This is a genomic window from Mesorhizobium sp. WSM4313, from assembly GCF_002294725.1.
In the GTDB taxonomy this organism is placed as follows: Bacteria; Pseudomonadota; Alphaproteobacteria; order Rhizobiales; family Rhizobiaceae; genus Mesorhizobium.
Map to the genome: position 1 here is coordinate 17,554 of NZ_NSFT01000007.1, position 23,646 is coordinate 41,199.

General features: G+C 64.3%; 18 protein-coding genes, 2 tRNA genes and 2 pseudogenes. 18 read left to right on the forward strand and 4 right to left on the reverse strand.

The genetic code is table 11. The annotated features are described in order from the left end of the window. Window positions 1-85 precede the first annotated feature (85 nt). The 7 genes and pseudogenes from CK219_RS17155 (at window position 86) to CK219_RS17185 (ending at window position 6,993) form a co-directional block, all read left to right on the forward strand. A complete protein-coding gene (locus CK219_RS17155) occupies window positions 86-1,957 on the forward strand; it encodes an ABC transporter ATP-binding protein (RefSeq protein ID WP_095767939.1) in 1,872 nt (623 codons plus the stop codon). Continuing rightward, on the forward strand, window positions 1,954-2,775 hold the full coding sequence (dapB, locus tag CK219_RS17160) for a 4-hydroxy-tetrahydrodipicolinate reductase (RefSeq protein WP_095767940.1): 822 nt from the start codon (window positions 1,954-1,956) through the stop codon (window positions 2,773-2,775). Before CK219_RS17155 ends, dapB begins: the two co-directional genes overlap by 4 nt. A 31-nt stretch (window positions 2,776-2,806) precedes the next feature. After that, window positions 2,807-3,427 carry a 2,3-bisphosphoglycerate-dependent phosphoglycerate mutase gene (locus tag CK219_RS17165; protein WP_095767941.1) on the forward strand — a complete coding sequence of 207 codons (621 nt, stop codon included), beginning with the start codon at window positions 2,807-2,809 and terminating at the stop codon, window positions 3,425-3,427. 452 nt (window positions 3,428-3,879) lie between these two features. Beyond that, a tRNA-Leu gene (locus CK219_RS17170) sits at window positions 3,880-3,964 on the forward strand. Between the two features lie 124 nt (window positions 3,965-4,088). After that, complete coding sequence (locus CK219_RS17175) at window positions 4,089-4,808, forward strand: hypothetical protein (protein WP_095767942.1); 720 nt, start codon at window positions 4,089-4,091, stop codon at window positions 4,806-4,808. An 85-nt stretch (window positions 4,809-4,893) separates the two neighbouring features. Continuing rightward, complete coding sequence (locus CK219_RS17180; protein ID WP_095767943.1) at window positions 4,894-6,561, forward strand: cyclic nucleotide-binding domain-containing thioredoxin-disulfide reductase; 1,668 nt, start codon at window positions 4,894-4,896, stop codon at window positions 6,559-6,561. Between the two features lie 123 nt (window positions 6,562-6,684). Continuing rightward, window positions 6,685-6,993 (forward strand): annotated as a pseudogene (locus tag CK219_RS17185) (UBP-type zinc finger domain-containing protein). Window positions 6,994-7,027: 34 nt separating this feature from the next. On the opposite strand, the gene CK219_RS17190 reads toward CK219_RS17185, so the two are convergent. Then, window positions 7,028-7,210 (reverse strand): hypothetical protein, encoded by a 183-nt coding sequence (locus CK219_RS17190; RefSeq protein ID WP_095767944.1) that lies wholly within the window; start codon window positions 7,208-7,210, stop codon window positions 7,028-7,030. A 564-nt stretch (window positions 7,211-7,774) separates the two neighbouring features. On the opposite strand from CK219_RS17190, the gene CK219_RS17195 reads away from it, so the two are divergent. The 8 genes from CK219_RS17195 to CK219_RS17230 all read left to right on the forward strand — a co-directional run bounded on the left by CK219_RS17195 (window position 7,775) and on the right by CK219_RS17230 (window position 18,314). Next, window positions 7,775-8,761, forward strand: a complete 987-nt coding sequence (locus tag CK219_RS17195) for a Gfo/Idh/MocA family oxidoreductase (protein ID WP_095767945.1) — start codon at window positions 7,775-7,777, stop codon at window positions 8,759-8,761. Between the two features lie 40 nt (window positions 8,762-8,801). Beyond that, window positions 8,802-10,457 (forward strand): FAD-binding dehydrogenase, encoded by a 1,656-nt coding sequence (locus tag CK219_RS17200; RefSeq protein ID WP_095767946.1) that lies wholly within the window; start codon window positions 8,802-8,804, stop codon window positions 10,455-10,457. Window positions 10,458-10,553: 96 nt separating this feature from the next. Next, the gene (locus tag CK219_RS17205) at window positions 10,554-11,519 is read left to right on the forward strand and encodes a 2-dehydropantoate 2-reductase N-terminal domain-containing protein (protein WP_095767947.1); all 966 of its coding nucleotides are present in this window, start codon (window positions 10,554-10,556) and stop codon (window positions 11,517-11,519) included. A gap of 95 nt (window positions 11,520-11,614) precedes the next feature. Then, window positions 11,615-11,935, forward strand: coding sequence for a hypothetical protein (locus CK219_RS17210; RefSeq protein WP_224526103.1), 321 nt, complete (start codon window positions 11,615-11,617; stop codon window positions 11,933-11,935). 41 nt (window positions 11,936-11,976) lie between these two features. After that, the gene (locus CK219_RS17215) at window positions 11,977-12,864 is read left to right on the forward strand and encodes a sigma-70 family RNA polymerase sigma factor (RefSeq protein ID WP_095767948.1); all 888 of its coding nucleotides are present in this window, start codon (window positions 11,977-11,979) and stop codon (window positions 12,862-12,864) included. A gap of 313 nt (window positions 12,865-13,177) precedes the next feature. Continuing rightward, a complete protein-coding gene (locus CK219_RS17220; RefSeq protein ID WP_245340514.1) occupies window positions 13,178-17,191 on the forward strand; it encodes a Pls/PosA family non-ribosomal peptide synthetase in 4,014 nt (1,337 codons plus the stop codon). Continuing rightward, the gene (locus CK219_RS17225) at window positions 17,188-17,667 is read left to right on the forward strand and encodes a GNAT family N-acetyltransferase (RefSeq protein ID WP_095767950.1); all 480 of its coding nucleotides are present in this window, start codon (window positions 17,188-17,190) and stop codon (window positions 17,665-17,667) included. The genes CK219_RS17220 and CK219_RS17225 overlap by 4 nt, the downstream gene beginning before the upstream one ends. Continuing rightward, window positions 17,664-18,314, forward strand: a complete 651-nt coding sequence (locus tag CK219_RS17230; RefSeq protein ID WP_095767951.1) for a 4'-phosphopantetheinyl transferase superfamily protein — start codon at window positions 17,664-17,666, stop codon at window positions 18,312-18,314. The genes CK219_RS17225 and CK219_RS17230 overlap by 4 nt, the downstream gene beginning before the upstream one ends. 119 nt (window positions 18,315-18,433) lie before the next feature. Here CK219_RS17230 and CK219_RS17235 read toward each other — a convergent pair. The 3 genes and pseudogenes from CK219_RS17235 to CK219_RS17245 form a co-directional block, all read right to left on the reverse strand. Next, a pseudogene (locus tag CK219_RS17235) lies at window positions 18,434-18,799 on the reverse strand (dihydrofolate reductase family protein); the annotation flags it as partial. 260 nt (window positions 18,800-19,059) lie between these two features. Continuing rightward, window positions 19,060-19,136, reverse strand: a tRNA-Arg gene (locus CK219_RS17240). A gap of 281 nt (window positions 19,137-19,417) precedes the next feature. Beyond that, window positions 19,418-20,911, reverse strand: a complete 1,494-nt coding sequence (locus CK219_RS17245) for a HAMP domain-containing sensor histidine kinase (RefSeq protein ID WP_095767953.1) — start codon at window positions 20,909-20,911, stop codon at window positions 19,418-19,420. 254 nt (window positions 20,912-21,165) lie between these two features. Here CK219_RS17245 and rpmH point away from each other — a divergent pair, with 254 nt between their 5' ends. From rpmH to yidC, 3 genes are read left to right on the forward strand one after another with little or no spacing between them, the layout of a single operon-like run. Further along, window positions 21,166-21,300 carry a 50S ribosomal protein L34 gene (gene rpmH / locus CK219_RS17255; protein WP_008833937.1) on the forward strand — a complete coding sequence of 45 codons (135 nt, stop codon included), beginning with the start codon at window positions 21,166-21,168 and terminating at the stop codon, window positions 21,298-21,300. Between the two features lie 16 nt (window positions 21,301-21,316). After that, window positions 21,317-21,670 (forward strand): ribonuclease P protein component, encoded by a 354-nt coding sequence (rnpA, locus tag CK219_RS17260; RefSeq protein ID WP_095767954.1) that lies wholly within the window; start codon window positions 21,317-21,319, stop codon window positions 21,668-21,670. 13 nt (window positions 21,671-21,683) lie between these two features. After that, a complete protein-coding gene (gene yidC, locus CK219_RS17265) occupies window positions 21,684-23,513 on the forward strand; it encodes a membrane protein insertase YidC (protein ID WP_095767955.1) in 1,830 nt (609 codons plus the stop codon). Window positions 23,514-23,646 lie beyond the last annotated feature (133 nt).

The following is a 23,646-nucleotide window of genomic DNA, read 5'->3' on the forward strand; positions in this document are numbered from 1 at the left end:
CGCCATAGGCAAGCCGTAGCCGGGGCGCTAAGAGGGTGCGAAAAAGGCGTCCTGACGTTTACGAGAATCCACGAAGCGCTTCGATTTGACACTTCAAAATCCAAACAAGGCAAAAAGCCGGCCCGCCGAGGTCACGGCGGTGCTGCGCCGTATCGTCGCTGAAAACGGCTATGACCATCGCTGGTCCTATGCGGTCGTCATCGTCTGCTCGCTGCTGGTTTCGGGCGCGACCGCCTTCTCGGCCTGGGTCATGGCGCCGATGGTCAATCAAATCTTCTACGAACGGAGCAGCGGCGCCGTCTGGTGGATTTGCGCCGGCTTCATGGGCGCCTTCCTCGTGCGCGGCTTTGCCGGTTACGGCCAGGCGGTGATGTTAGCCACGATCGGCAACAATCTCGTCGCCCGGTACCAGAAACGCTGTTTCGACCAACTGATGAAGCTCGGCGTCAATTTCTTCAACGATACGCGTTCCGGGCGCCTGGCGGCGCAGCTGGACGAGAATGTCGGCGGCATTCGCGACCTGCTGTCGCTGACCTTGATTTCGATCACCCGCGACGCGGTGACCCTGGTCGGCCTCGTCGGCCTGATGATCTATCAGGATCCAGTGCTGTCGCTGAGCTCGCTGCTGATCGGGCCGCCGCTGATCTGGGCCGTCGTCTACATCACCCGCCGGGTGCGCAAGATCAACCGCGAATCCGTGCTGATCAACTCGCGGCTGAGCGGCTCGGTGCAGGAGGCAGTTCAAGGCATCGCCATCGTCAAGGCCTTCACCATGGAGGACGAGCTGGCCCGCCGCATCGGCATCATGGCCGATACGGCCGAGCAGCGCAGCAACAAGATCGCCCGCGTCTCCGAGCGGCTGTCGCCGATTTCCGACATGCTGGCCGGTCTCGCCGTTACCGCCGTCATCGCCTATTCCGGCTATCGGGCATTGTATCTCGGCCAACCGCCGGGCGCGGTGTTTTCCTTCATCACCGCGCTGATTCTTGCCTATGATCCGGCGCGGCGCCTGGCGCGCATGCAGGTCACGATGGAACGCGCGCTGGTCAATGCGCGCATGATCTACGAGCTGCTCGACCTCGAGCCGAAGCAGGGCGACGCGCCCGACGCGGTTGAGGCGAAGATCACCACCGGCGAGGTGCGCTTCAACAATGTGACGTTCGGCTACAGCGCCGACATGCCGGTGCTGCGAAACCTGAGCTTCACCGCCGCCGCCGGCAAGGTGACGGCGATCGTCGGCGCCTCGGGCGCCGGCAAGTCGACGCTGGTGGCGCTGCTGCAGCGCTTCTACGACGTCGACCAGGGCTCGATCGAAGTCGACGGCCAGGACATCTCGAAAGTGACGAAGCGGTCGCTGCGCCAATCGATCGCCTATGTCTCGCAGGCGCCTTATCTGTTCGAAGGCACGATCCGCGACAACATCCGCTACGGCCGGCTTTCGGCCACCGACGCCGAGATCGAGCAGGCGGCGAAACAGGCGGCCGCCGACGAGTTCATCCGCCAGCAGCCGCAAGGCTACGACACGCCGGTCGGAGAGAACGGCGTGACGCTGTCGGGCGGCCAGCGCCAGCGCGTCTCGATCGCGCGCGCCATCGTGCGCCAGGCGCCCATCCTTCTGCTCGACGAAGCGACCTCGGCGCTCGACAACGAGGCGGAAGCGCGTGTGCAGGAAGCGCTGACCCATGTCATGGAAGGGCGCACCACCATCGTGATCGCGCACCGGCTGTCGACCGTGGTCAATGCCGACCGCATCATCGTGCTGGAGGAGGGGCGGCTGGTCGAGGAAGGCACGCATGCGACGCTGATGGCCGACCCGCACAGCATCTATGCCCGCTTCCACCGGATACAGGGCAAGAAGGGGCTGGGGCTTGTCGACGACGTCAAGGCAAGCCAGACTTCGGCCCAAACTACCGCATCGCGCAGCCGCGCCAAGAAGACCGTCAGGAGAAGCGCATGAGTGAAGCCGGCGATATGGGCCTGGTGGTGGTGGGCGCCGCCGGCCGCATGGGCCAGACGCTGATCCGCGCCATCCACACAATGCCCGGCGCCCGCGTCGCCGCCGCGGTCGAGCGGCCGGACTCGGCCCATCTCGGCAAGGATGCGGGCGAGCTCGCCGGCATCGGCATCATCAACGTGCCGATCGTCGACGATCCGCTGCCGGCCTTCGCCAAGGCCGACGGCGTGCTCGATTTCACCGCGCCCGCGGCAAGCGTCGAATTCGCCGGCTATGCCGCGCAGGCGCGCATCGTCCATGTCATCGGCACCACCGGCTGCTCGGCCGACGACAATGCCAGGATCGCCGCCGCTGCGCGTCATGCCACGATCGTCAAATCGGGCAATATGAGCCTCGGCGTCAATCTGCTGGCGGTGCTGGTCGAGCAGGCTGCGAAGGCGCTCGATCTCGACGATTTCGACATCGAGATCCTGGAGATGCATCACCGGCACAAGGTCGACGCGCCGTCCGGCACGGCGCTGCTGCTCGGCGAGGCTGCTGCGAAAGGGCGCGGCATCGATCTTGCCGACAATAGCGTGCGGGTGCGCGACGGCCATACCGGCGTGCGCAAGGCGGGCTCGATCGGCTTCGCCACGCTGCGCGGCGGCTCCGTCGTCGGCGACCACAGCGTGATCCTTGCCGGCACCGGCGAGCGCATCACGCTTTCCCACCATGCCGAGGACCGGGCGATCTTCGCCCGCGGCGCCGTGAAAGCCGCGCTTTGGGCCCGCGCGAAGAAGCCGGGGCTTTATTCCATGCGGGACGTGCTCGGCCTGAGCTGATCCCTATCCAAACCATTCCATAGGAGCAAACATGTCGGGAACTCTCGTGCTCGTGCGCCACGGCCAGAGCGAATGGAACCTGAAGAACCTGTTCACCGGTTGGCGCGACGTCGGGCTGACCGAGCAGGGCACCGCCGAGGCGCTTGCCGCCGGCGAGAAGCTCAAGGCGCGCGGCCTGAAATTCGACATCGCCTACACATCTGCCTTGAAGCGGGCGCAGGTGACCTGTCAGCACATCCTCGACATCGTCGGCCAAAGCGACCTGAAGACGATCCGCGACCAGGCGCTCAACGAGCGCGACTATGGCGACCTCTCCGGCCTCAACAAGGACGACGCGCGCAAGAAATGGGGCGAGGAGCAGGTGCATATCTGGCGCCGCTCCTACGACATCGCGCCGCCCGGCGGCGAAAGCCTGAAGGATACCGGCGCGCGCGTATGGCCCTATTACCTGCACGAGGTGCAGCCGCATGTGCTGCGCGGCGAGACCGTGCTGGTCGCCGCGCACGGCAATTCGTTGCGCGCGCTTATCATGGCGCTGGACGGCAAGTCGGGCGAGGAGATCGTCAAGCTCGAGCTCGGCACCGGCGTGCCGGTGATCTACAAGCTCAACGCCGATTCCACCGTGGCGAAGAAAGAAGTGCTGGAGGGGTGAGCTTCCTTCTCCCCGTTCACGCTACGGCATGCGCACATTTCCAAGCGGCTGGTTTTTCTCGATAGCGTGCATGGCAGCTTGGCGCATGCCTTGTCTTATGCAGCGCTGGTCGACCCCCACTCCGTCTCGGCTTCGCCGAGCCACCTCTCCCCCGATCGACGGGGCAGAGGAAAGGCGCCAAGCCTTTTGCCGTCAACGCCCGTCCAGCAACACTCCCTTCCTTTCCCTCCGGAGGGGGGAAAGGTGGCGCTGCGAAGCAGCGACGGATTGGGGGAACCACGTGGCAATCAAGCCGCGGCCTGATCAGTCACGCCAATCACAGAACGATGTGTGCATGGCGTAGCCCGCTCACGAGGAGAAAATACCCGGCAGGGCAATGAGGGGCAGCGCGGCCATCGACGAAAAAACCGCGTTGACACATACCGTTTGCCCGCTTACTAGAGCGCCCACCAGCCCAGATGGCGGAATTGGTAGACGCGCACGGTTCAGGTCCGTGTTCCGCAAGGAGTGGAGGTTCGAGTCCTCTTCTGGGCACCAAATTCCCGTTTCAGACGATCTGACGCGATGAGCAAAAAAGCCCGGATTTTCCGGGCTTTTTGTGCCCTGCAACTCATCTCGCGTTGAACCGTTCCTATCTTGCCGGTTAACCCGAGGTTCCGTGATGCCCGCGCCGTTCAAGGAGTGGAAGGTTCTGCCGCATGGCAGGCTCTCTCCTGTCGACGACGATATTCTGACGGTGACCGGCGACATACCCATGCCAATTGGCAACATGAAACGGCGCATGACCGTGGTGCGACTGCGCGACCGGCGGCTTGTCATCTTCAGCGCCATCGCGCTCGACGACGAACAGATGCGCGAGATCGAGGCCTTCGGCCAGCCGGCCTTCTTGATCGTCCCTAATGATCATCACCGGCTCGATGCAAAGCCATGGAAGAATCGCTATCCCGCCCTTCAGGTGATTGCACCGGCTGGCGCGCTCAACAGCGTCGAGAAGGCGGTACATGTCGATGCGACGCGCGGCGACTTTGGGGATCCCGACGTCAAGCTCGTCACGGTCCCCGGAACCCGTGATCGCGAAGCGGCGTTGCAAATTGACGGAGCGAACGGCACGACGCTCGTTCTCAACGATATCGTCGGCAACATCCGCGGCGCATCCGGCTTTGCAGGCTGGGCATTGCGCATGATGGGATTTGCCGGTGATGAGCCGCATATACCCTGGCCGGTCAAGCTGACGATGGTCCGCGACAAGGCGGCACTCGCGGCGCAATTGAGACAATGGGCCGAACAGCCGGCGCTCAAGCGCATCCTTGTCTCGCATGGCTCAGTCATCACCGAGGATCCGCGCGGGACGCTGCGCAAGCTGGCGACGTCGCTCGGATAGATGAAGGCATAGCAGCCAACCCCCTTCCAGCCAGTCGCCCAACAAACCGCTTCAAACCAGCCGCCCCTGACGCTACGGTCCGCCCATGGCCCCTTCCGTCAGCCCGACCATCGCCGCGCGCCGCGACCAGATGTTTCCCGTGCTCAGCGACGCGGATATCGGGCGCATGCGCCGGTTTGGCGAGGCACGCGCCTATGCCGCCGGCGACCACATCGTGACAGCCGGCGCGGTCTCGCCCGGGCTGATCCTTATCCTGTCGGGCAAGGTCGACATCACCCAGGCCGGCGGGCTTGGCCCGCGCGAGGCGATCATCAGCTACCGCGCCGGCAATTTCGTCGGCGAGCTGGCGCAGTTGTCGAACCGGCCGTCGCTGGTCAATGCCGAGGCGGTCGAGCCGGTCGAGGCGATCGTCATCCCCTCGCAGCGGCTGCGCGACCTGATGGTGCAGGAGGCCAATCTCGGCGAGCGCGTCATGCGGGCGCTGATCCTGCGCCGGGTCGGCCTGCTCGAAAGCGGCGCCAGCGGGCCGGTCGTCATCGGCCCGCCCGGCAATGGCGACGTGCTGCGGCTGCAGGGCTTTCTGCGGCGCAGCGGCCTGCCGCATCGGGCGCTCGATTCCGACACCGACCCTTGCGCGAAAACGCTGATCGAGCGCTTTCATGTCGACCCGCACCACCTGCCGATCGTGCTGTGTCCGAACGGCAAGCTGATGCACAATCCGGGCGAGACCGAGCTTGCCCGCTGCGTCGGCCTGCTGCGGCCGATCGATGCTGACAAGATCTATGACGTGGCGATCGTCGGCGCCGGGCCGGCGGGGCTGGCGGCGGCGGTCTATGCCGCCTCGGAAGGGCTGTCGACCATCGTGCTCGATTGCCGCGCCTTCGGCGGACAGGCAGGCGCCTCGGCCCGCATCGAAAACTATCTCGGCTTCCCGACCGGGATCACCGGCATGGCGCTGATGGCGCGCGCCTATAACCAGGCGCAGAAATTCGGCGTCGAGATGGTCATCCCCGATGAGGCGAAGCTGCTGGACGACGCTGGCGACGGCGCCCGCTACAGGCTGGCCATCGGCGACGGCGAGATCGTGCGCTCACGCGCTGTGGTGATCGCCAGCGGCGCGCGCTACCGCCGCCTCGATATCGCCAACCTCGCGCAGTTCGAGGGCACTTCGGTGCATTACTGGGCCTCGCCAATCGAGGCCAGGCTTTGCCTGGACCAGGAGGTGGCGCTGGTGGGCGCCGGCAATTCAGCGGGACAGGCGGCCGTCTATCTGGCGAGCCAGGTGCGCAAGGTGACGCTGCTGGCGCGTCGCGACAGCCTCGACGCTACCATGTCTCGCTATCTGGTCGAGCGCATCAAGGCACAGCCCAACATCGAGGTGCTGACCGAGACCGAGGTCGCGGCGCTGGAGGGGCACGACGGCAATCTCGAGCGGCTGCACTGGCGCAACCGGGCGACCGGCGAAAAGACGACGCGCGCCATCCGCCACCTCTTCCTGTTCATCGGCGCCGACCCGAACACCGATTGGCTTGCGAACTGCAACGTGGCGCTGGATGCCAAGGGTTTTGTGCGCACCGGGCCGGACACGACACCGGGGCACGGGCTGATGGAGACCAGCCGCAGCGGCGTGTTCGCCATCGGCGACGTGCGCTGCGGCTCGACCAAGCGCGTCGCTGCCGCCGTCGGCGAAGGCGCGCAGGTGGTTGCGGCGCTGCATGCCTATCTGGCGCGGGACGGCGCCGCTAGACCGTGACGGCGGTTCGTTGAATCGCCATCACGGTCCAACTCTTGTTGGAGCATGATCTTTCTCCGAAAACCGGTTCCCACTTTTCGGGATCACGCTCTAGAACCAACAGGCCAAACCGCCCAGGAGACCATGATGGACGAATGCAGGCATACGAAGGACATCAAAAAGGTCACGCCGAGCGCGCTCGGCTGCTAGGAATGCCTGAAGAGCGGCTCGTGGTGGGTGCATCTGAGGCTCTGCCGGACCTGCGGCCATGTCGGCTGCTGCGACGACTCGCCCAACCGCCACGCGACAAAGCATTTTCATGCCACGCAGCATCCGATCATCGAGGGCTACGACCCGCCGGAAGGCTGGGGCTGGTGCTTCGTCGACGAGGTGTTCATCGATCTCGGCGACGACACGACGCCGCAGAACGGCCCGATCCCGAAGTTTGTTTGACGGTGCAGGGCAAGCCGGCCGGGCGACGCCTTGTTCAGCGCACCGAGCTCGTCACGGTCGGATCGACGGCGTCTCGCACGGATTTGCGCTCATTGCCGGCGAAGATGCCGATGAGGAGAAGGCTGAGCACAACCGGCACAAACAGGATGGCGACGCGCGCCTGCACGTAAAAGATGGCACGCCATTCGTTTCGCTTTTCGGGGCTATCGTTCATCATGCTCGCTCTGTGGTGCCTCCCGGGAGGGGACATAGAGACGAAGCGTTAAACATCTCCTTCCGATTCGGTTAACGCGGGACGATCTGCTCCAATCGCAAAGGGCAGCGCTGCCCCTCTCGTCCGCTGTGCGGTCAACTCTCCCCACTTCGTCTACGCTATGAACATCTTCTGTGAGTGACTGGTAAGGCCGAGGCTTGATTGCCATGTGATTCCCCCAACCCGTCGCTGCTTCGCAGCGCCACCTTTCCCCCCTCCGGAGGGAAAGGAAGGGAGCCTTGCTGGACGAGCGTTGACGGCAAAAGCTTGGCGCCCTTCCTCTACCCCGTCGATCGGGGGAGAGGAGGCTCGGCGAAGCCGAGACGGAGTGGGGGTCGACCAGCGCTACATAAGACAATGCATGCGCCAAGCCGCCATGCACGCTATCGCCAAAGGCCAGCCGCTTGGAAATTGATGCATGCCGTAGCCCACTGCGTGGGGCGAGGAACGGCGGGCTGCCTCACGCATTGGCTTTTCCACCGATTTCGGGCAAACCTCGTCGCCTGTAAACCGACACGGAGAAGCGTGATGTTCCGATGGGGTGTTCTGTCGACGGCGAAGATCGGCCGCGAGCAGCTTTTGCCGGCAATCGTGGAGTCGGAGAATGGCGTCCTGTCGGCGATCGCCAGCCGCGACCTGTCGAAGGCCAAGGCGCTGGGCGAGCGTTTCGGCGCGCGTCATGCGTTCGGCTCCTATGAGGAATTGCTCGCCTCCAAGGAGGTCGACGGCGTCTACATTCCGCTGCCCACCTCGCAGCATGTCGAATGGACGGCGAAGGCGATCGAGGCCGGGAAGCATGTGCTGGTGGAAAAACCGCTGGCGCTCGATGCCAAGGACATTCCGCCGCTGATCAGGCTACGCGACGAGAAGAAGGTGCTGGTCTGCGAGGCCTTCATGGTCGTCTACCACCCGCAATGGATCAAGGTGCGCGACCTGATCGCCAGCGGCGCCCTCGGTCGGCTGCGCCATGTGCAGGGCGCGTTTTCCTATTACAATGTCGACCCCAAGAACATGCGCAACCAGCTCGATCTCGGCGGCGGCGCGTTGCCCGACATCGGCGTCTATCCGACCGTGTCGACGCGCTTTTCGACCGGCAAGGAGCCGCTGCGGGTGCAGGCGACGATCGAGCGCGACAAGACTTTCGGCACCGACATCTATTCCTCGATCCGCGCCGACTTCGGCGATTTCGAGCTGTCCTTCTACCTGTCGACGCAGATGGCGGCGCGGCAGGTGATGGTATTCCACGGCGAGAAGGGCTTCATCGAGGTCTTCGCCCCGTTCAATGCCGGGCTCTACGATCACCACCGCATCGAGCTGCACAACCAGAACCACAGCGAGGCGCAGGTGTTTCGCTTCCCGGGCACGCAGCAATACCGGCTGGAGTGCGAAGCCTTCGTGCGCGCCGCGCAAGGCGGCAAGGACCGCGTCTTCACGCTGGAGGAATCGGTGCTCAACCAGAAGGTCATCGACGCCATCTTCCGCGCCGGCGAGAAGGACGGCTGGGAGCCCGTCTGAGACGTCGCGATAAGTTTGCCGGCTGGTTCTGGGAGGGAAAATGGCTGACGCGGACGTGATCATTGTCGGCGCGGGGCTGGCCGGCCTCGTCGCCGCGACGGAGTTGGCGGAGGCCGGCAAGAAAATCATCATCGTCGACCAGGAGCCGCAACAGTCGCTGGGCGGCCAGGCCTTCTGGTCGTTCGGCGGGTTGTTCCTGGTCGATTCGCCCGAGCAGCGGCGCATGCGCATCCGCGATTCGCACGACCTCGCGCTCGAGGACTGGATGGGCACGGCCGCCTTCGACCGGCCGGAGGATTTCTGGCCGCGCAAATGGGCTGAGGCCTATGTCGGCTTCGCCGCCGGCGAGAAGCGCTCCTGGCTGATCGAGCGCGGCCTGAAATTCTTCCCCGTGGTCGGCTGGGCCGAGCGCGGCGGCGGCAATGCGACCGGCCACGGCAATTCGGTGCCGCGCTTCCACATCACCTGGGGCACCGGGCCCGGCGTGCTCGAGCCTTTCGTGCAGCGCGTGCGCGAGGCGCAAAAGCGCGGGCTGGTCGAGTTCAGGTTTCGTCACCGGGTCACCGAGATTGTCCGCAGCGGCAACACGGTCAGCGGCGTACGTGGCGACATCTTGCAGCCAAGCACGGTTGAGCGCGGCCGCAAGAGTTCTCGTGACATGGCCGGCGATTTCGAGCTCCATGCGCAAGCGGTGATCGTCGCCTCCGGCGGCATCGGCGGCAACCACGAGCTGGTGCGCCAGAACTGGCCGCAGCGGCTGGGCGCGCCGCCGAAGCGGATGATCACCGGCGTGCCGGATCATGTCGACGGCCGCATGCTGGCGATCACCGAGGCGGCCGGCGGAAGGGTCATCAATCGCGACCGCATGTGGCACTATGTCGAGGGCATCAGGAACTGGGCGCCGATCTGGACCGAGCACGCGATCCGCATCCTGCCCGGCCCCTCCTCGATCTGGCTCGATGCGCGCGGCAGAAGGCTGCCGGCGCCGCTCTATCCGGGCTTCGACACTCTGGGCACGCTCAGCCACATCATGAGCACCGGCTTCGACTATTCCTGGTTCATCCTGACCAAGAAGATCATCCAGAAGGAGTTCGCGCTATCGGGCTCCGAGCAGAACCCTGACCTCACCGGCAAAAGCTGGCGGCAGGTGCTGAGCCGCGCGACATCAGGCATTCCCGGCCCGGTGAAAGCGTTTATGGAAAAGGGCGAGGATTTCATCGTCGAGGCCGATCTTTCCAGGCTGGTGGCGCGCATGAACGCGCTGGCCGGCGGCGAGCCGCTGCTGGACGTCGCCCAGGTCGAGCGCGAGATCCGCGCCCGCGACAGGCAGCTCGACAATCCGTTCTCCAAGGATGCGCAGATCACCGCGCTGCGCGGTGCGCGCTCCTATCTCGGCGACAGGCTGATCCGCACCGCCAAGCCGCACAAGATGCTCGATCCGGCGAACGGCCCGCTGATCGCGGTGCGCCTCAACATCCTGACCCGCAAGACGCTGGGCGGGCTGCAGACCGACCTCGATAGCCGCGTGCTCAATGCCGCCGGCCAGCCGGTGCCGGGGCTTTATGCGGCGGGCGAGGTCGCCGGCTTCGGCGGCGGCGGCGTGCATGGCTATGCGGCGCTGGAAGGCACCTTCCTCGGCGGTTGCATTTTTTCGGGGCGCTGCGCGGGGCGGGCGGCGGCGGCCACGATTGCGTGAACGGAGGGCGCGGATGGTCGCCGCCTCGGCGACAACGCTGTAGGCTTTTTCGGTCAACTCGACTGAAGTCCCAACTCCAATCATGACGGGAACAGCATGCGCATCATCGTCTATGGGATCGGCGCCATCGGCGGCGCCATCGCGGCCCAGCTGAGTTTTTCAGGCCACACGGTGCTCGGCATCGCCCGCGGCAGGCAGCTCGACGCCATCCGCGCCTCGGGACTGTCGCTTTCCACCCCGCAAGGCACAAGGACCACGCGCTTTCCCGCCCATGCCGACCCGTCGAAGATTTCCTTCGAGCCGGACGATGTCGTGCTGCTGACGATGAAAACGCCTGATACGCTCGGGGCGCTGCAACGGCTCAACGCGGCCGGTGTCACGACGCAGCCGGTGTGCTGCTTCCAGAACGGCGTCGCCAACGAGGCGCTGGCCTTGCGTTTCTTCGCCAATGTCTATGGCGCGACGGTCATGCTGCCGGCCGATTACAACACGCCCGGTCAGGCCGCGGCCTATTTCGCGCCCAAGATCGGCGCCTTCGATATCGGCCGCTATCCTTCCGGAATCGACGACACAGTCGAGAAACTGTGCGGGGTTCTGAGCGCCTCCGGTTTCATCGCCGACCCCAGGGACAATGTGATGAGCAGCAAGTACCGCAAGCTGCTCGCCAACCTTCGCAACATCATCGACGCGGCGCTGGGCGAGACCGAGCTGCAGCGGAAATGGTATGCCAAGGCGCGCGCCGAAGCCGAGGCGGTGCTCACCGCCGCCGGGATCGACTGGGACAAGACCGACGCCATGGCGCGCGAGGAATTGACCATAACCGCCATCCCCGGCCGAACGCGTGTCGGCTCCTCGACGCTGCAGAGCATCGTGCGCGGGACCGGCTCCCTCGAAACCGACTTCCTCAACGGCGAGATCGTGCTTCTCGGGCGGCTGCACGGCATGGCGACGCCCGTCAACTCAGCCCTATGCAAACTGTCGGTCGAGTTGGCCAGCGGCCGGATGCGGCCGCAATCGGCCGGCGACGACACGATTGTCTCCATGATCGGCGGAACCGGCTGATCGCCGCAGACGATCAAAAAGATAAGACCCGGCCCGGGAATCCTTTGGAGGCCATGGAACGTCTTCCTCACGCAGATCGCAAACAGGAGACGACCATGACCTACAATCTCATCCGCTACGGCGTGAAAGACGCAAGCATCGCCGAGAACCGGGCGCTGGTGGCAAAAGTGTTCGAGGCGCTGGATGAAACGAAGCCGCAAACCTTGCGCTATCTGGTGCTCGAACTGGAGAATGGCGAATTCGTCCACATCGTCGGCTACGACAAGGATAGCTCGGCGTTGACCGAGCTCGACGCGTTCAAGGCCTTCGGCGCCGATCATGCCGCGCGACGTTCGACGCCGCTTGCCAGGTCGCCGGCGAAGATCGTCGGCGACTATCGTATGCTGGCCGGGGCAAATGAAGCCGTGCCGGCCTGACCAGGGCACGGCATGTAATCGGCGAGGCGAGAATGAGGACGATGAGCGCAGCGAAATTCGACCGCGCGGAACTCGAATCCATGCTTGTCGGGCTGCGCCCGAAGCTGCACCGCTATGCCGCCCGCTTGGCCGGCTCGGCGATCGAGGGCGAGGACATCGTGCAGGAGGCTGTGGTGAAGGCGCTGGCCGCCCATGATGGCGGCGCTCTCGTCGAGCGTCCCGAGCAGTGGCTGTTCCGCATCGCTCACAACGCGGCGCAGGATCACCTGCGCCGTCGCCAACGGGAACGTTCCCGAACGAGCGAGGCCGACATGACCGCAATAGCAGACCTCTCCGTCAGCGCCGAGACGAGACTCGCGACCGCGGCGAGCCTGCGCAGCTTCATGCGGCTGACGCCAACGCAGCGCAGCGCCGTGATCCTGGTCGACGTGCTCGGCCTCAGCCTGCATGAAACCTGCGAGGTGACGAGCGCGACGCTCGCCGCCGTCAAGGCGGCGCTGCATCGCGGCCGGGCGGAGCTGAAGGCACTGGCCTCGGCACCGGACGACGTGGCGGTGCCGAGGCTCGATCCCGAAGAAGAGCGCCGGCTGCGCCGCTACATCGACCTGTTCAACGCGCGCGATTTCGACGGGGTCAGGAGGCTGATCGCCGAGGATGTCCAGGTCGACGTCCTCAATCGCACCCGCCTCAACGGCAAGAAGGAAGCCTCGACCTATTTCGGCAATTACGACCGCCTCGGCGACTGGGCGCTGTCGCTCGGCTTCGTCGACGGCCAGCCGGCGATCCTGATCCGCAACCCGCAGGCGCACGATGCGGTGCGCGGCTTCATGCTGATCGACTGGCGCGGCGAAGAGGTCATGGCCATCCGCGATTTCCGTCACGTGCCTTATTGCGTCGCCGAGGCGGATATCTGCTTGCTTACCGATTGAGCGGCGACCCATCCGCGAGCTGATCGAGCCGCTGCCTGCGGAGATGATCCCGCAGAGCGCACGCAAAACGATACGCCTTCGCGGGGGAGATCGGCGCTCCGTCACATCATCGTGAACGTCGCGTGGCATGAATTGCCGATCGGAACGCCATCTCAAATCCGCCGCAAAGGCAAATCAACTGGCCCGTCATCGTCGGTCAATTGTCTTTTCGCCAATCACGGCATAGTGCGAGCCATACGAGCTCGCGGGTCCTCCAATGTCTCTGAATGAAGCAACCAAGCCCGCCAGGAAAAACGCGCCCAAAGCCAAACCAGTGACGGAATCGCCACCGCGCGATCAGATCCTGATCGGCCCTGATTTCATACATAAGGGCGAGCCGCACGAGAGGCTTGACCGCTTCTTCGGCGATCTGGCGAGCCGCTTCGACGCCGCACCGGCGGTGATTTCCGGCGGCCGGCCCTGGTCATATCGCGAGCTGAACAGCCGTGCCAATCAGTTCGCGCATCTGCTGATCGAGCGTGGCGTGAAGCCGGGCGACAGGATAGGCCTTTTGCTGGACCGCTCGGCCGAGACCTATATCGCTATCCTAGCCGTGATGAAGGCCGGGGCAGCCTTCGTCCCTTTAGCCACCGCGTTCCCCGAAGATCGCATGGTGATGATCATCGAGGACGCCAATGTCACGATGGTGATCAGCGTCTCCGGTTATGCCGCGCGCGTGGCGCGCCTGCCGGTTCCGCATATCTCGATCGACTCGGCGGAATCCGAAATCGCACTCAAGCCGGAAACGGCGCCCCTGCCGGAGGGCAGCCAGGACCAGACCTGTTACATTCTCTACACGTCCGGTACCACGGGCAAGCCGAAAGGCGTGGTCATCACGCATCGGAGCTTCTGCAACTTCATCCGCGTTGCCGCAGCATCCTACGGGTACCAGCCGGGCGACCGCGTGTACCAGGGTATGACCATCGCCTTCGACTTCTCCTCGGAGGAGATCTGGGTGCCCTTTGCCGCCGGCGCCACGGTCGTGCCGGCCCCTGGCCAGCAGCCCCTCGTTGGCGAGGAGCTTGCCAGCTTCCTGCGCGAGCATCACATCACCTGCATGGCCTGCAGCCCGACGCTTTTGTCGTCGATCGAGAGCGACGCGCCCAGCCTGCGCACGATCCTGGTCGGCGGCGAAGCCTGCTCGCAAAAGCTCGTGGTGCGCTGGGCGAAGCCCGGCCGCCAGATCCTGAACACCTATGGCCCGACCGAGGCGACGGTCACCGCCACCATGGGCTTGCTGACGCCGGACGAAGCGGTGACCATCGGCAGGCCGCTGCCCACCTATTCGATAGCCATTCTCGACCCCGAAAAGCCGAAGGTGCTGACCGGCGACCAGCTGGGCGAGGTCTGCATCGGCGGCATGGGCGTGGCGGTAGGCTATCTCAATCGACCGGAACTCACCGAGCAGCGATTCATCAAGGATTTCATCGGCCTGCCGAACAATCCCAGCGGCCGCATCTACCGGACGGGCGATCTCGGCCGCATCAACGACAAGGGCGAGATCGAATACCACGGTCGCATCGACACGCAGGTGAAAATCCGCGGCTACCGCATCGAGCTGGGCGAGATCGAGGCCGTGCTGCTGGAACAGCCGGGCATCGCGCAGGCGGCGGTCACGACATGGGAGATCGAGCCCGAGCGCACGGAACTGGTCGCCTATTACGCCCCAAGGAGCGGAGGCGACAGTGTGGATCGCACCATGCTCGTGCGGGAACTCAAGCAGCGGCTGCCCGACTACATGGTTCCGGCCTATCTGGAGCAGCTGCCCGCGATCCCGATGACCGTCTCCAACAAGGTCGACCTGAGAAAGCTGCCAAAGCCGACCAGCGCGCGCGTCGCGGCCGGCCATGCGATGATCGACCCGCGCAACGAGGACGAGAGGTTCCTGGTCGAAACGCTGCAGGACGTGCTGAAATTCGAGGACATCTCCATCGAAGACCACTTCTTCGACGACCTCGGCGCGAACTCGCTGTTGATGGCGAGGTTCTGCGCGCGCATCCGCTCCCGCAAGGCCTGGTCGACGACCTCGATGCGCGACGTCTACCTGCATCCCACGGTCGCGAAGCTCGCCGAGCACCTGCGCGCGCCGCAGATGGCCGCGGTTGCGGCGAGCGAGCCGATGCTGACGCATCGGGCTTCCAGCTTTGCCTATTGGAGCACGGGCTTTGGGCAGCTCATATTCTACGCGCTCTACAGCTATGGCTCGCTCTGGGCGATCAATGACGGGCTCAACTGGGTCTATGATGCGCTGGACGACCCGGTGCAGCTCTATCTGCGCTGCGTTCTGTTGTCCGCCAGCGTCTTCTTCGGGCTCAGCGGTTTTGCCATCATCGCCAAATGGCTGCTGGTCGGCCGCTGGAAGGCCGAGACGTTCCCGATCTGGGGCTGGCGTTATTATCGCTTCTGGGTCGTCAAGACGCTGGTTCGCAGCGCGCCGGTGGTGCTGTTCCGCGGCAGCCCGCTATACAGCCTCTATTTGCGCCTGCTCGGCGCCCGGCTCGGCAACCGCACCGTTATCGAGTGCCGGTCCGTTCCGGTCTGCACCGACCTGATCAGCATCGGCGACAATTCGATCCTGCGCAAGGATACCATGATCCTGGGCTTCCGCGCCCAGGCGGGCTACATCCACACCGGCCCGCTCGACATCGGCCACAACGCTTTCGTCGGCGTCGGCTCAACGCTGGACATCGACACCCGCATCGGCGACGGCGCCCAGCTGGGCCACGCTTCGTCGCTGCATCGCGGACAGGCGATTCCTGCCGGCGAGCGCTGGCACGGATCGCCGGCGATCCCGACCGAGGCGGACTATTGCACGGTGCCCAACGTGCCGCTGTCGCACGCGCGCCGGATCATCTACGAAGCGATCCAGCTCTTCATCCTCTTCGCCATCGTCACGCCGTTCCCGCTTCTGTTCCACACCTACTGGGAGAATGTCGGCGACGACTATCAGGAGACCATCGGCATCGTGGCGATCGGCACCACGGTGACGGTGGCGGGCTTCGTCATCGGCGGCGTGCTGCTGGCGGCCATCGTGCCGCGGCTGTTCAACCTCATGCTGAAGCCCGGCCGGGACTACTCGCTCTACGGCTTTCACTACTGGCTGCAATCGATGCTGGAGCTGGTAAGCAACGTGCGGCTGCTGAACGTGCTGTTCGGCGACAGCTCGGCCATCGTCTACTATTTGCGCGCCATCGGCTGGCGGCTGAACAAGGTGAACCAGACCGGGTCGAATTTCGGCACCAACCAGCGGCATGAAAACCCGCAGCTTAGTGAGATCGGCTCGGAAACCATGGTCTCCGACGGCCTGTTCATGGTCAACATGCAGAAGTCCGCCAATTCCTTCCGCCTCGAGCACACGCGCATCGGCGAGCGCAACTTCTTCGGCAACAACATCATCTATTCGCCGGATTCCCGCACCGGCGACAATTGCCTGCTCGGAACCAAGGTGCATGTACCGGTCGATGGTCCCGTGCGCGAGAATGTCGGGCTGCTTGGGTCGCCGCCCTTTGAAATCCCGCGCATGGTCAATCGCGACAAGGAGCTGCTCGGATTGATCTCCGACGAGGAGCGCCGCCGCCGACTGCCGCTGAAGAACCTCCACAATCTGGTCACCGCGCTGCTGTTCTTGGCCGCGCAGTGGCTGATCCTGTTCCTGACGCTCGCCATCTGGGACAGGGCGCTCAACTACTACAACGAATGGGAGCAGACGGCGCTGTTCGTGGCGGTGGTGCTGACCACGGCGATCGGCATTCCGTTCTATGTCTTCCTGGAACGCGTCAGCCTCGGTTTCCGCCGGCTGAAGCCCAGGATGGCGACGATCTACGACCCGGTCTTCTGGCGGCACGAACGCCATTGGAAACTGTCCGATTCGCCGATCATGGGCCTGTTCACCGGCACCCCGTTCAGGCCGCTGCTGCTGCGTCTGGTGGGCGTGAAGGTCGGGCGGCGCGTCTATGATGGGGGAAGCATCATCACCGAGCGGTCGCTGGTGGAGATCGGCGACGACGCGACGCTCAACGAGGGCTGCGTCATCCAGGCGCATTCGCTGGAGGAAGGCGCGTTCAAGTCCGACTACATCCGCATCGGCAATGGCTGCACGCTCGCCCCCGCCGCCTTCGTCCACTACGCCGTGGCAATGGGCGAGGGATCCGTGGCGGACCTCGATTGCTTCGTCATGAAGGGCGAAGTGCTGGAGCCCAACACCGTGTGGCGCGGCAACCCGGCGAAGCTCTATGGCGTGGTGACGCCGATCGACGCGCGCGCGATCAAGATCGGGCAGAAACAGTGAAGCGTTCCGCCGACGCGCGGACAGGCGACCGCCCGGTTGTCCTGCGGCCCGTAGGCAAAGATAACCGGGCGGCGATCCTGGCGCTCGAGCTGACGCCCGAGCAGCAAGGCTTCGTCGCTTCGAATGTCGACTCGCTGGAAGAGGCCGGGGAGGATGACGAGGCCATCGCCCGCGCTGTCGTCGCGGCCGGGCGCGTCGTCGGATTCCTGATGTACAGCGCTCCGGAGGACGATGACGAGGCGATCATCTATCGTTTCATGATCGACCGCCGCGAACAGGGCAAGGGCCTCGGCCGTGCCGCGGTTGCCCGGGTGCTGGAGGAGATCGCGCAGCTCGGCCACATACGCCGCGTCTCGATCTGCTACGAACCGGACAACGAGGCGGCGCGCCGGCTCTATGCCGGCTTCGGTTTCGTCGAGACGGAACTGGACGAGGATGGCGAGATGATTGCCGTGCTCCAATTGAGCAGCAAGTGATCACACGGCCGGACGACGCGCGACCGGACATCGAGAGCGCCGTCGAGCAGGCGCTGGCCGGCCTCGCGCAGCCCGGCCTCGTCACCGGCTGCCGTCTTATTCGTGCCGGCGACGAACAATACATCCTGCCGGCGGAAGGCGCTTCCATCGCCACGCGCGAACAGAGGGCGCGCGCCGCCACTGGAGGGGGCCGTCGGGTCGCGCATGAATTGCTGCGGCGGCTGAGATGTGCGGATCTCGCCGTCTTACGGGGCCAATTGGGAAACCCGATCTGGCCTGCAGGGATCGTCGGTTCAATTGCGCATGACGACGAACTTGCCGTGGCGGTCGCCGCGCGATCCGACGCGATGAGAAGCGTGGGCGTCGACATCGAGCCTGCCCTGCCCTTGCCGCACGACCTCCAAGGCATGGTGGCAACGCCGCAGGACCGTCTGGGCGATCTTGACTCCCGCCTGGGCAGCCGCATTCTGTTTGCGATCAAGGAGGCGGTCTACAAGGCCTCGTTTCCGCTCGACGGCCGGGTGCTGGACTTTGAGGACATCGCCATCGATCTCGCCTCGGGCGAGGCGGTCACTTCATCGGGCAATCGTTTGACGGTGCGCTTCACCATCTCGCCCAGAATCCTGGCGCTGGTATATACGGCATAAGCCGCGCTGAGCCCTGCCCTGATCATTCAGAGTGGGCGTTGAACAGGAATGGCGCCCGAAGATTCGGACTGCGAAGCTCGGATAAGCAGTCTGGTGCGGCACGAGAGGACGTCGCGAGATCAGGCAGGAACGTAGCTCAACCTGATCACATCCTCGCCGATCCGATCATGAGCCATCAGGCGCAGCGGCGGCCGGGGCCCGGCGAAATACGGCTTGCCGTGACCAAGCACCACGGGGTGCAGGTAGATCCGATACTCATCGATCAGGCCCAGTTCAGTGAGGCTTCGCGCCAAATCCGGGCCGGCGACTTCGATGTCGCCGGCGCGCTCGGCTTTCAGCTTGCGGATAGCGCCTTCGAGATCACCCTCGACAAGACTGGCATTGGGCCCGACGGACTTCAACGAGCGCGAGACGACCCATTTCGGTTGGTTCCGCCACGCCGCGGCAAAGGCCCGCTCGTCCGCATTCCATTCGGGATGCTCGTCCAAACACGAGCTTGGCCATTGTCTGTTCCTCACATGGCATCACACAATCTGATTGCATTGTGCAATCGGTTCAGATTAGGCCGACTGATTTATTTTGCAATTGGTTCTGCCGCATACATAAACGCAACACGGCTCGGGCCGGATGATCGCTCGATCCTTTGCTGCAGTTCTCCCAACCGCGCAAATCCATCCGACGATGCAGAGCCGTTTCAAAACGGCCATTTGAAAACGGTGGGATTCAGCTAAATATCTGAAATTGTTGGCGCGCCCGAAGAGATTCGAACTCCTGACCCCCAGATTCGTAGTCTGGTGCTCTATCCAGCTGAGCTACGGGCGCGCAACAGGCCGTGCATAACACAGGCCCCGCGATCCGGTCGAGAAGGCCGGCCGCGATGTGGAGTGTTCCCTAACGACTGAATTTGCGAAAAGCAAGCCGATCCGGCAAAAGTTTTGTCGCAGGTGGTTTTGCCGCGCCTGAGGTGTATCGAGATTCAGGTCAGGCCGAGTCGAAAATGGTGGTTTCTGAGAACCGGAGCGGAGCGTACTTAAAGTACGTGAGCACCGGAAGCGCAGGAAGCCGCCATTTGCAGGCCGGCCTCACCTGAATATCGGCATACCTCAAGCCGGGCGGCGCAGGCCGTTGCGCGCCTGATCGAGCCGCACCGGCTGATCGGGAATGGTGACGGCGAAGACGGTGCGGCCGCCGATCGATTCGACCAGCTCGACCGTGCCGCCATGAGCGCGGATCAGCTCGTGCGCGATCGCCAGGCCAAGCCCGGTGCCGCCGCTGCGCGCCGAGCCGCGGAAGGCGGCGAACAGGTTCTCGCGCGCCTTGGGCGGCAGGCCGGGTCCGGTGTCGGTGACGGTGATGCGGCTGACGCTGCCCTGGCGCTCGGCCGCGACCGCCAGCCGGCGCACCACCGCGCTTTCGGTGTCGGCTGCCATCGCCTGCACGGAGTTGCGGCAGAGATTGGTGAGCACCCGGAACAGCTGGTCGGAATCGGCATCGACCTCGAAGGCGTGCTCGATGGCGTTGATGAACTCGATGCCCTCCTCGATGTCGAGCAGGCCGTGCACGTCGTCGACCAACTGGCGCAGTCGCACGCGGCGGCGCGACGGCGCCGGCTCCTGCGTACGGCCATAGTGAAGCACACCTTCGGAGTAGGAGACGGCGCGGTCGAGGGCGCGCAGAAGCTTCGGCGCGAAGGCCTGCACGGTCGGGTCCTTCACTTGGCGCAGGCGATCCGACATCAGCTGCGCGGACGCCAGGATGTTGCGCATGTCGTGGTTGATCTTGGAGACGGCCAGGCCGAGATCCGCGAGATGCTTCTGCTCCGACAGCATCTTCTGCAGCCGGTCCTGCATCTGCGACAGCTCGCGTTCGGCAACCCCGATCTCGTCGGCGCGGTCGGCGGGGCGGATGACGCGGCCGGGATCGTCGGGCGCCTCGGAGAAGGCCAGGATCGAGCGCGTCATGGTGCGAATCGGCCCGATCATGATCAGGTCGATCGCCGCATAGACCAGCATGGCGGTGAACAGCGAGATGAGCAGCGAGACGACGGCGACGTTGCGCGAGTATCTCAGCATGGCGTCGCGCAAACGGTAGTCCGGCATGATCAGCTCGAATTCCTTGTCGCTGTCGCCGACCGGGCCGAAGACGCGCAGCATGCGCTTGCCGCCGAAGAACAGCGTGTCGAGCGCGCCGGTCATGCCGTTGATCAGGCCGACATTGGCTATATCGATGTGCGCGTCGACCTGTGGCGGCATGTCGGCGACCACCAGAAGCCGTGAGACGCCACCGTCACGCACCGCGATCGCCTTGGCGCCGATCGCCATCAGCACATCGTTCTGGGCGTTGTGGGACAGCGAGTTGGGCTCGCCCTGCAACAGCACGATCGACACCGCGGCGGCTGTGCTGAGGCGCTCCTTCAGCCAGTTGACCCGGTAGCTGGCGATCCAGGGCAGGAAGATCAGGATTTCAGCCAGCAGCACGAAGGCGATGGTGAGTAAAAGCAGCTTGGTCGACAGACCGCGCGACAATGGCACCCGGCGCGACGAATTCGCCGCCGCCGGTTGTGCCTTCTCGTTCGTGGGCAGAGTTTCACTCGTCATTGACGCGCATTCACAAAGGCTTGATCGGTCAAGATTATGCGATTTGCGGTCTTTTTGCCAATTTCATCGTCGGCTCGGCGAAAAATGCCTCGCGGCAGGGCGGATTGACTTCCAAAGACCTTCTTTCTATAAGCCCGCTCACGCTCGGGCCATTCGTCCCGGCGCGGTTTCGATCGCGCCTAGGCCGGCCCGGCAAAGCTCCTGTTACACAGTGACAGAATCAAGAAGGGCCGCACCCCGCGGTATTAAAACAAATGAAGCGTACCTACCAACCGTCCAAGCTCGTCCGTAAGCGCCGGCATGGTTTTCGTGCCCGCATGGCCACCAAGGGTGGCCGTGGCGTCGTTGCCGCCCGTCGCAACCGCGGCCGCAAGCGGCTCAGCGCCTGAACGAAAGACGAGATCGTTGCCCGCACCCGGCAAGCCACAGGGGAAAACTCCCGGGCGGCTTCTGAAACGCGCGGATTTCTTGGCTGTGCGCGGCGGCGAGAAACGCCGCGGGCGGCTTTTTCTCGTTGAAGTTCTCGACCGCGGCGATGACCTTGCGCCGCGCGTCGGCTACACAGTCACCAAGAAGGTCGGCAACGCCGTGGTGCGCAACCGCGTCCGACGGCGGCTGAGGGAAGCCGTGCGCGTTCATGCCGCCGATGACATGGCGCCTGGCAATGACTATGTCATCGTCGGGCGTGAAGACGTGCTTGCCATTCCGTTCGGCCAGTTGAAGGCCGAGCTCTCCCGCCGGCTGCGCGGAACACGATAGGCCAAGGGCTTCGATGGAAAACAACCGCAATTTCTTCATCACCATCGCGCTGTCGGTGCTGATCCTGACGCTCTGGCAGGTGTTCTACATGAACCCGCGCATGGAGCAGCAGCGCGAGCAGGCCCGCATCGAGCAACAGCGCGCCGAGGCGCAAAAGAAGGAAGCGCAGAGCACCAATCCAGGCGCGGCCGGAACGCCGGCCCCGACCGCCGGCGCCATCCCCAGCGCGCCCGGCAGCGACAGCGTGACCGCGGCCAGCCGCGACCAGGCGATTGCCGCCACCAAGCGCGTCAAGATCGACACGCCGAGCCTCGAGGGTTCGATCAACCTGGCCGGCGCGCGCCTCGACGACCTGAGGCTCAAGCACTACACCGAGACGGTCGACAAGAACTCGCCCGAGATCGAGCTGCTCAACCCCTCATCGCTGCCCAATGGCTATTTCGCCGAGATCGGCTTCGTCGGCAACGACACCACCGGCACTGTGCCCGGCGCGGATACGGTGTGGAGCGTCGACGGCAATCCGACGCTGACGCCCTCGACGCCGGTGACGCTGACCTTCACCAACGACAAGGGCCTGACGTTCAAGCGCACCATCTCGATCGACAACGAATACATGTTCACCGTTTCCGACACGGTGCAGAATTCGGGAACGGCCGCCGTCTCGCTGTACAATTACGGGCGCGTCACCCGTTTCGACAAGCCGGCCGTCGCCAGCACCTATGTGCTGCATGAGGGCCTGATCGGCGTGACCGGCAGCGAGGGGCTGCAGGAATACAAATACGCCAAGATCGAGAAGGACAAGGAATACACCCCCAGCAAGTCGACCAATGGCTGGCTCGGCATCACCGACAAATACTGGGCCGTGACGCTCATCCCGACGGAGAAGCAGCCCTTCCAGCCGAAATTCTCCTATTTCGAGTTCAAGGACGGGCCGCACAGCCACAGCTACCAGTCCGACTACCTGTCCGACGCAATCAGCATCGCTCCCGGCCAGTCGACGACGGTCGAATCCGAGATCTTCGCCGGCGCCAAGGAAGTCTCGACCATCAACGCCTATGCCAAGGACCGGCAGATCCGCCAGTTCGACCTTTTGATCGACTGGGGCTGGTTCTATTTCATCACCAAGCCGATGTTCTGGCTCATCGACACGCTCTACAAATTCTTCGGCAATTTCGGGCTGGCGATCCTCGCCACCACCGTCGTCGTCAAGGCCATCTTCTTCCCGCTCGCCAACAAGTCCTATGCCTCGATGGCGAACATGAAGAAGGTGCAGCCGAAGATGGTCGAGATCCGCGAGAAATACGCGGACGACAAGATGAAGCAGCAGCAGGCGATGATGGAGCTCTACAAGACCGAGAAGATCAATCCGCTGGCCGGCTGCTGGCCGGTGGCGCTGCAGATCCCGGTCTTCTTCTCGCTCTACAAGGTGCTCTACATCACCATCGAGATGCGGCACGCGCCGTTCTTCGGCTGGATCCACGACCTCGCGGCGCCCGATCCGACGTCGATCTTCAACCTGTTCGGCCTGCTGCCGTTCGCGGCGCCCGCTTTCCTGCCGCATATGGGCGCCTGGGCGGTGGTCATGGGCATCACCATGTTCCTGCAGATGCGCATGAACCCGGCGCCGCCGGACCCGACGCAGGCGGCGATCTTCACCTGGATGCCGGTGATCTTCACCTTCATGATGGGCAGCTTCCCGGCCGGCCTCGTCATCTACTGGGCCTGGAACAACACGCTGTCGATCCTGCAGCAGGGCGTGATCATGAAGCGCCAGGGCGCCAAGATCGAATTGTGGGACAATCTGGCATCGATCTTCCGCAAGAAACCATCGCCGGCGGAATAGACGGCTCCTGAACTGCTAAGACGAAAAAACCCCGGCATCGTTTTGTCCGGGGTTTTTGTTGATCAGGCTCAACGATCAGCCGTCAACCTTCGAGATTGGCCATGGCCATGTTTCCGGCTGTCATTCCAGGGCG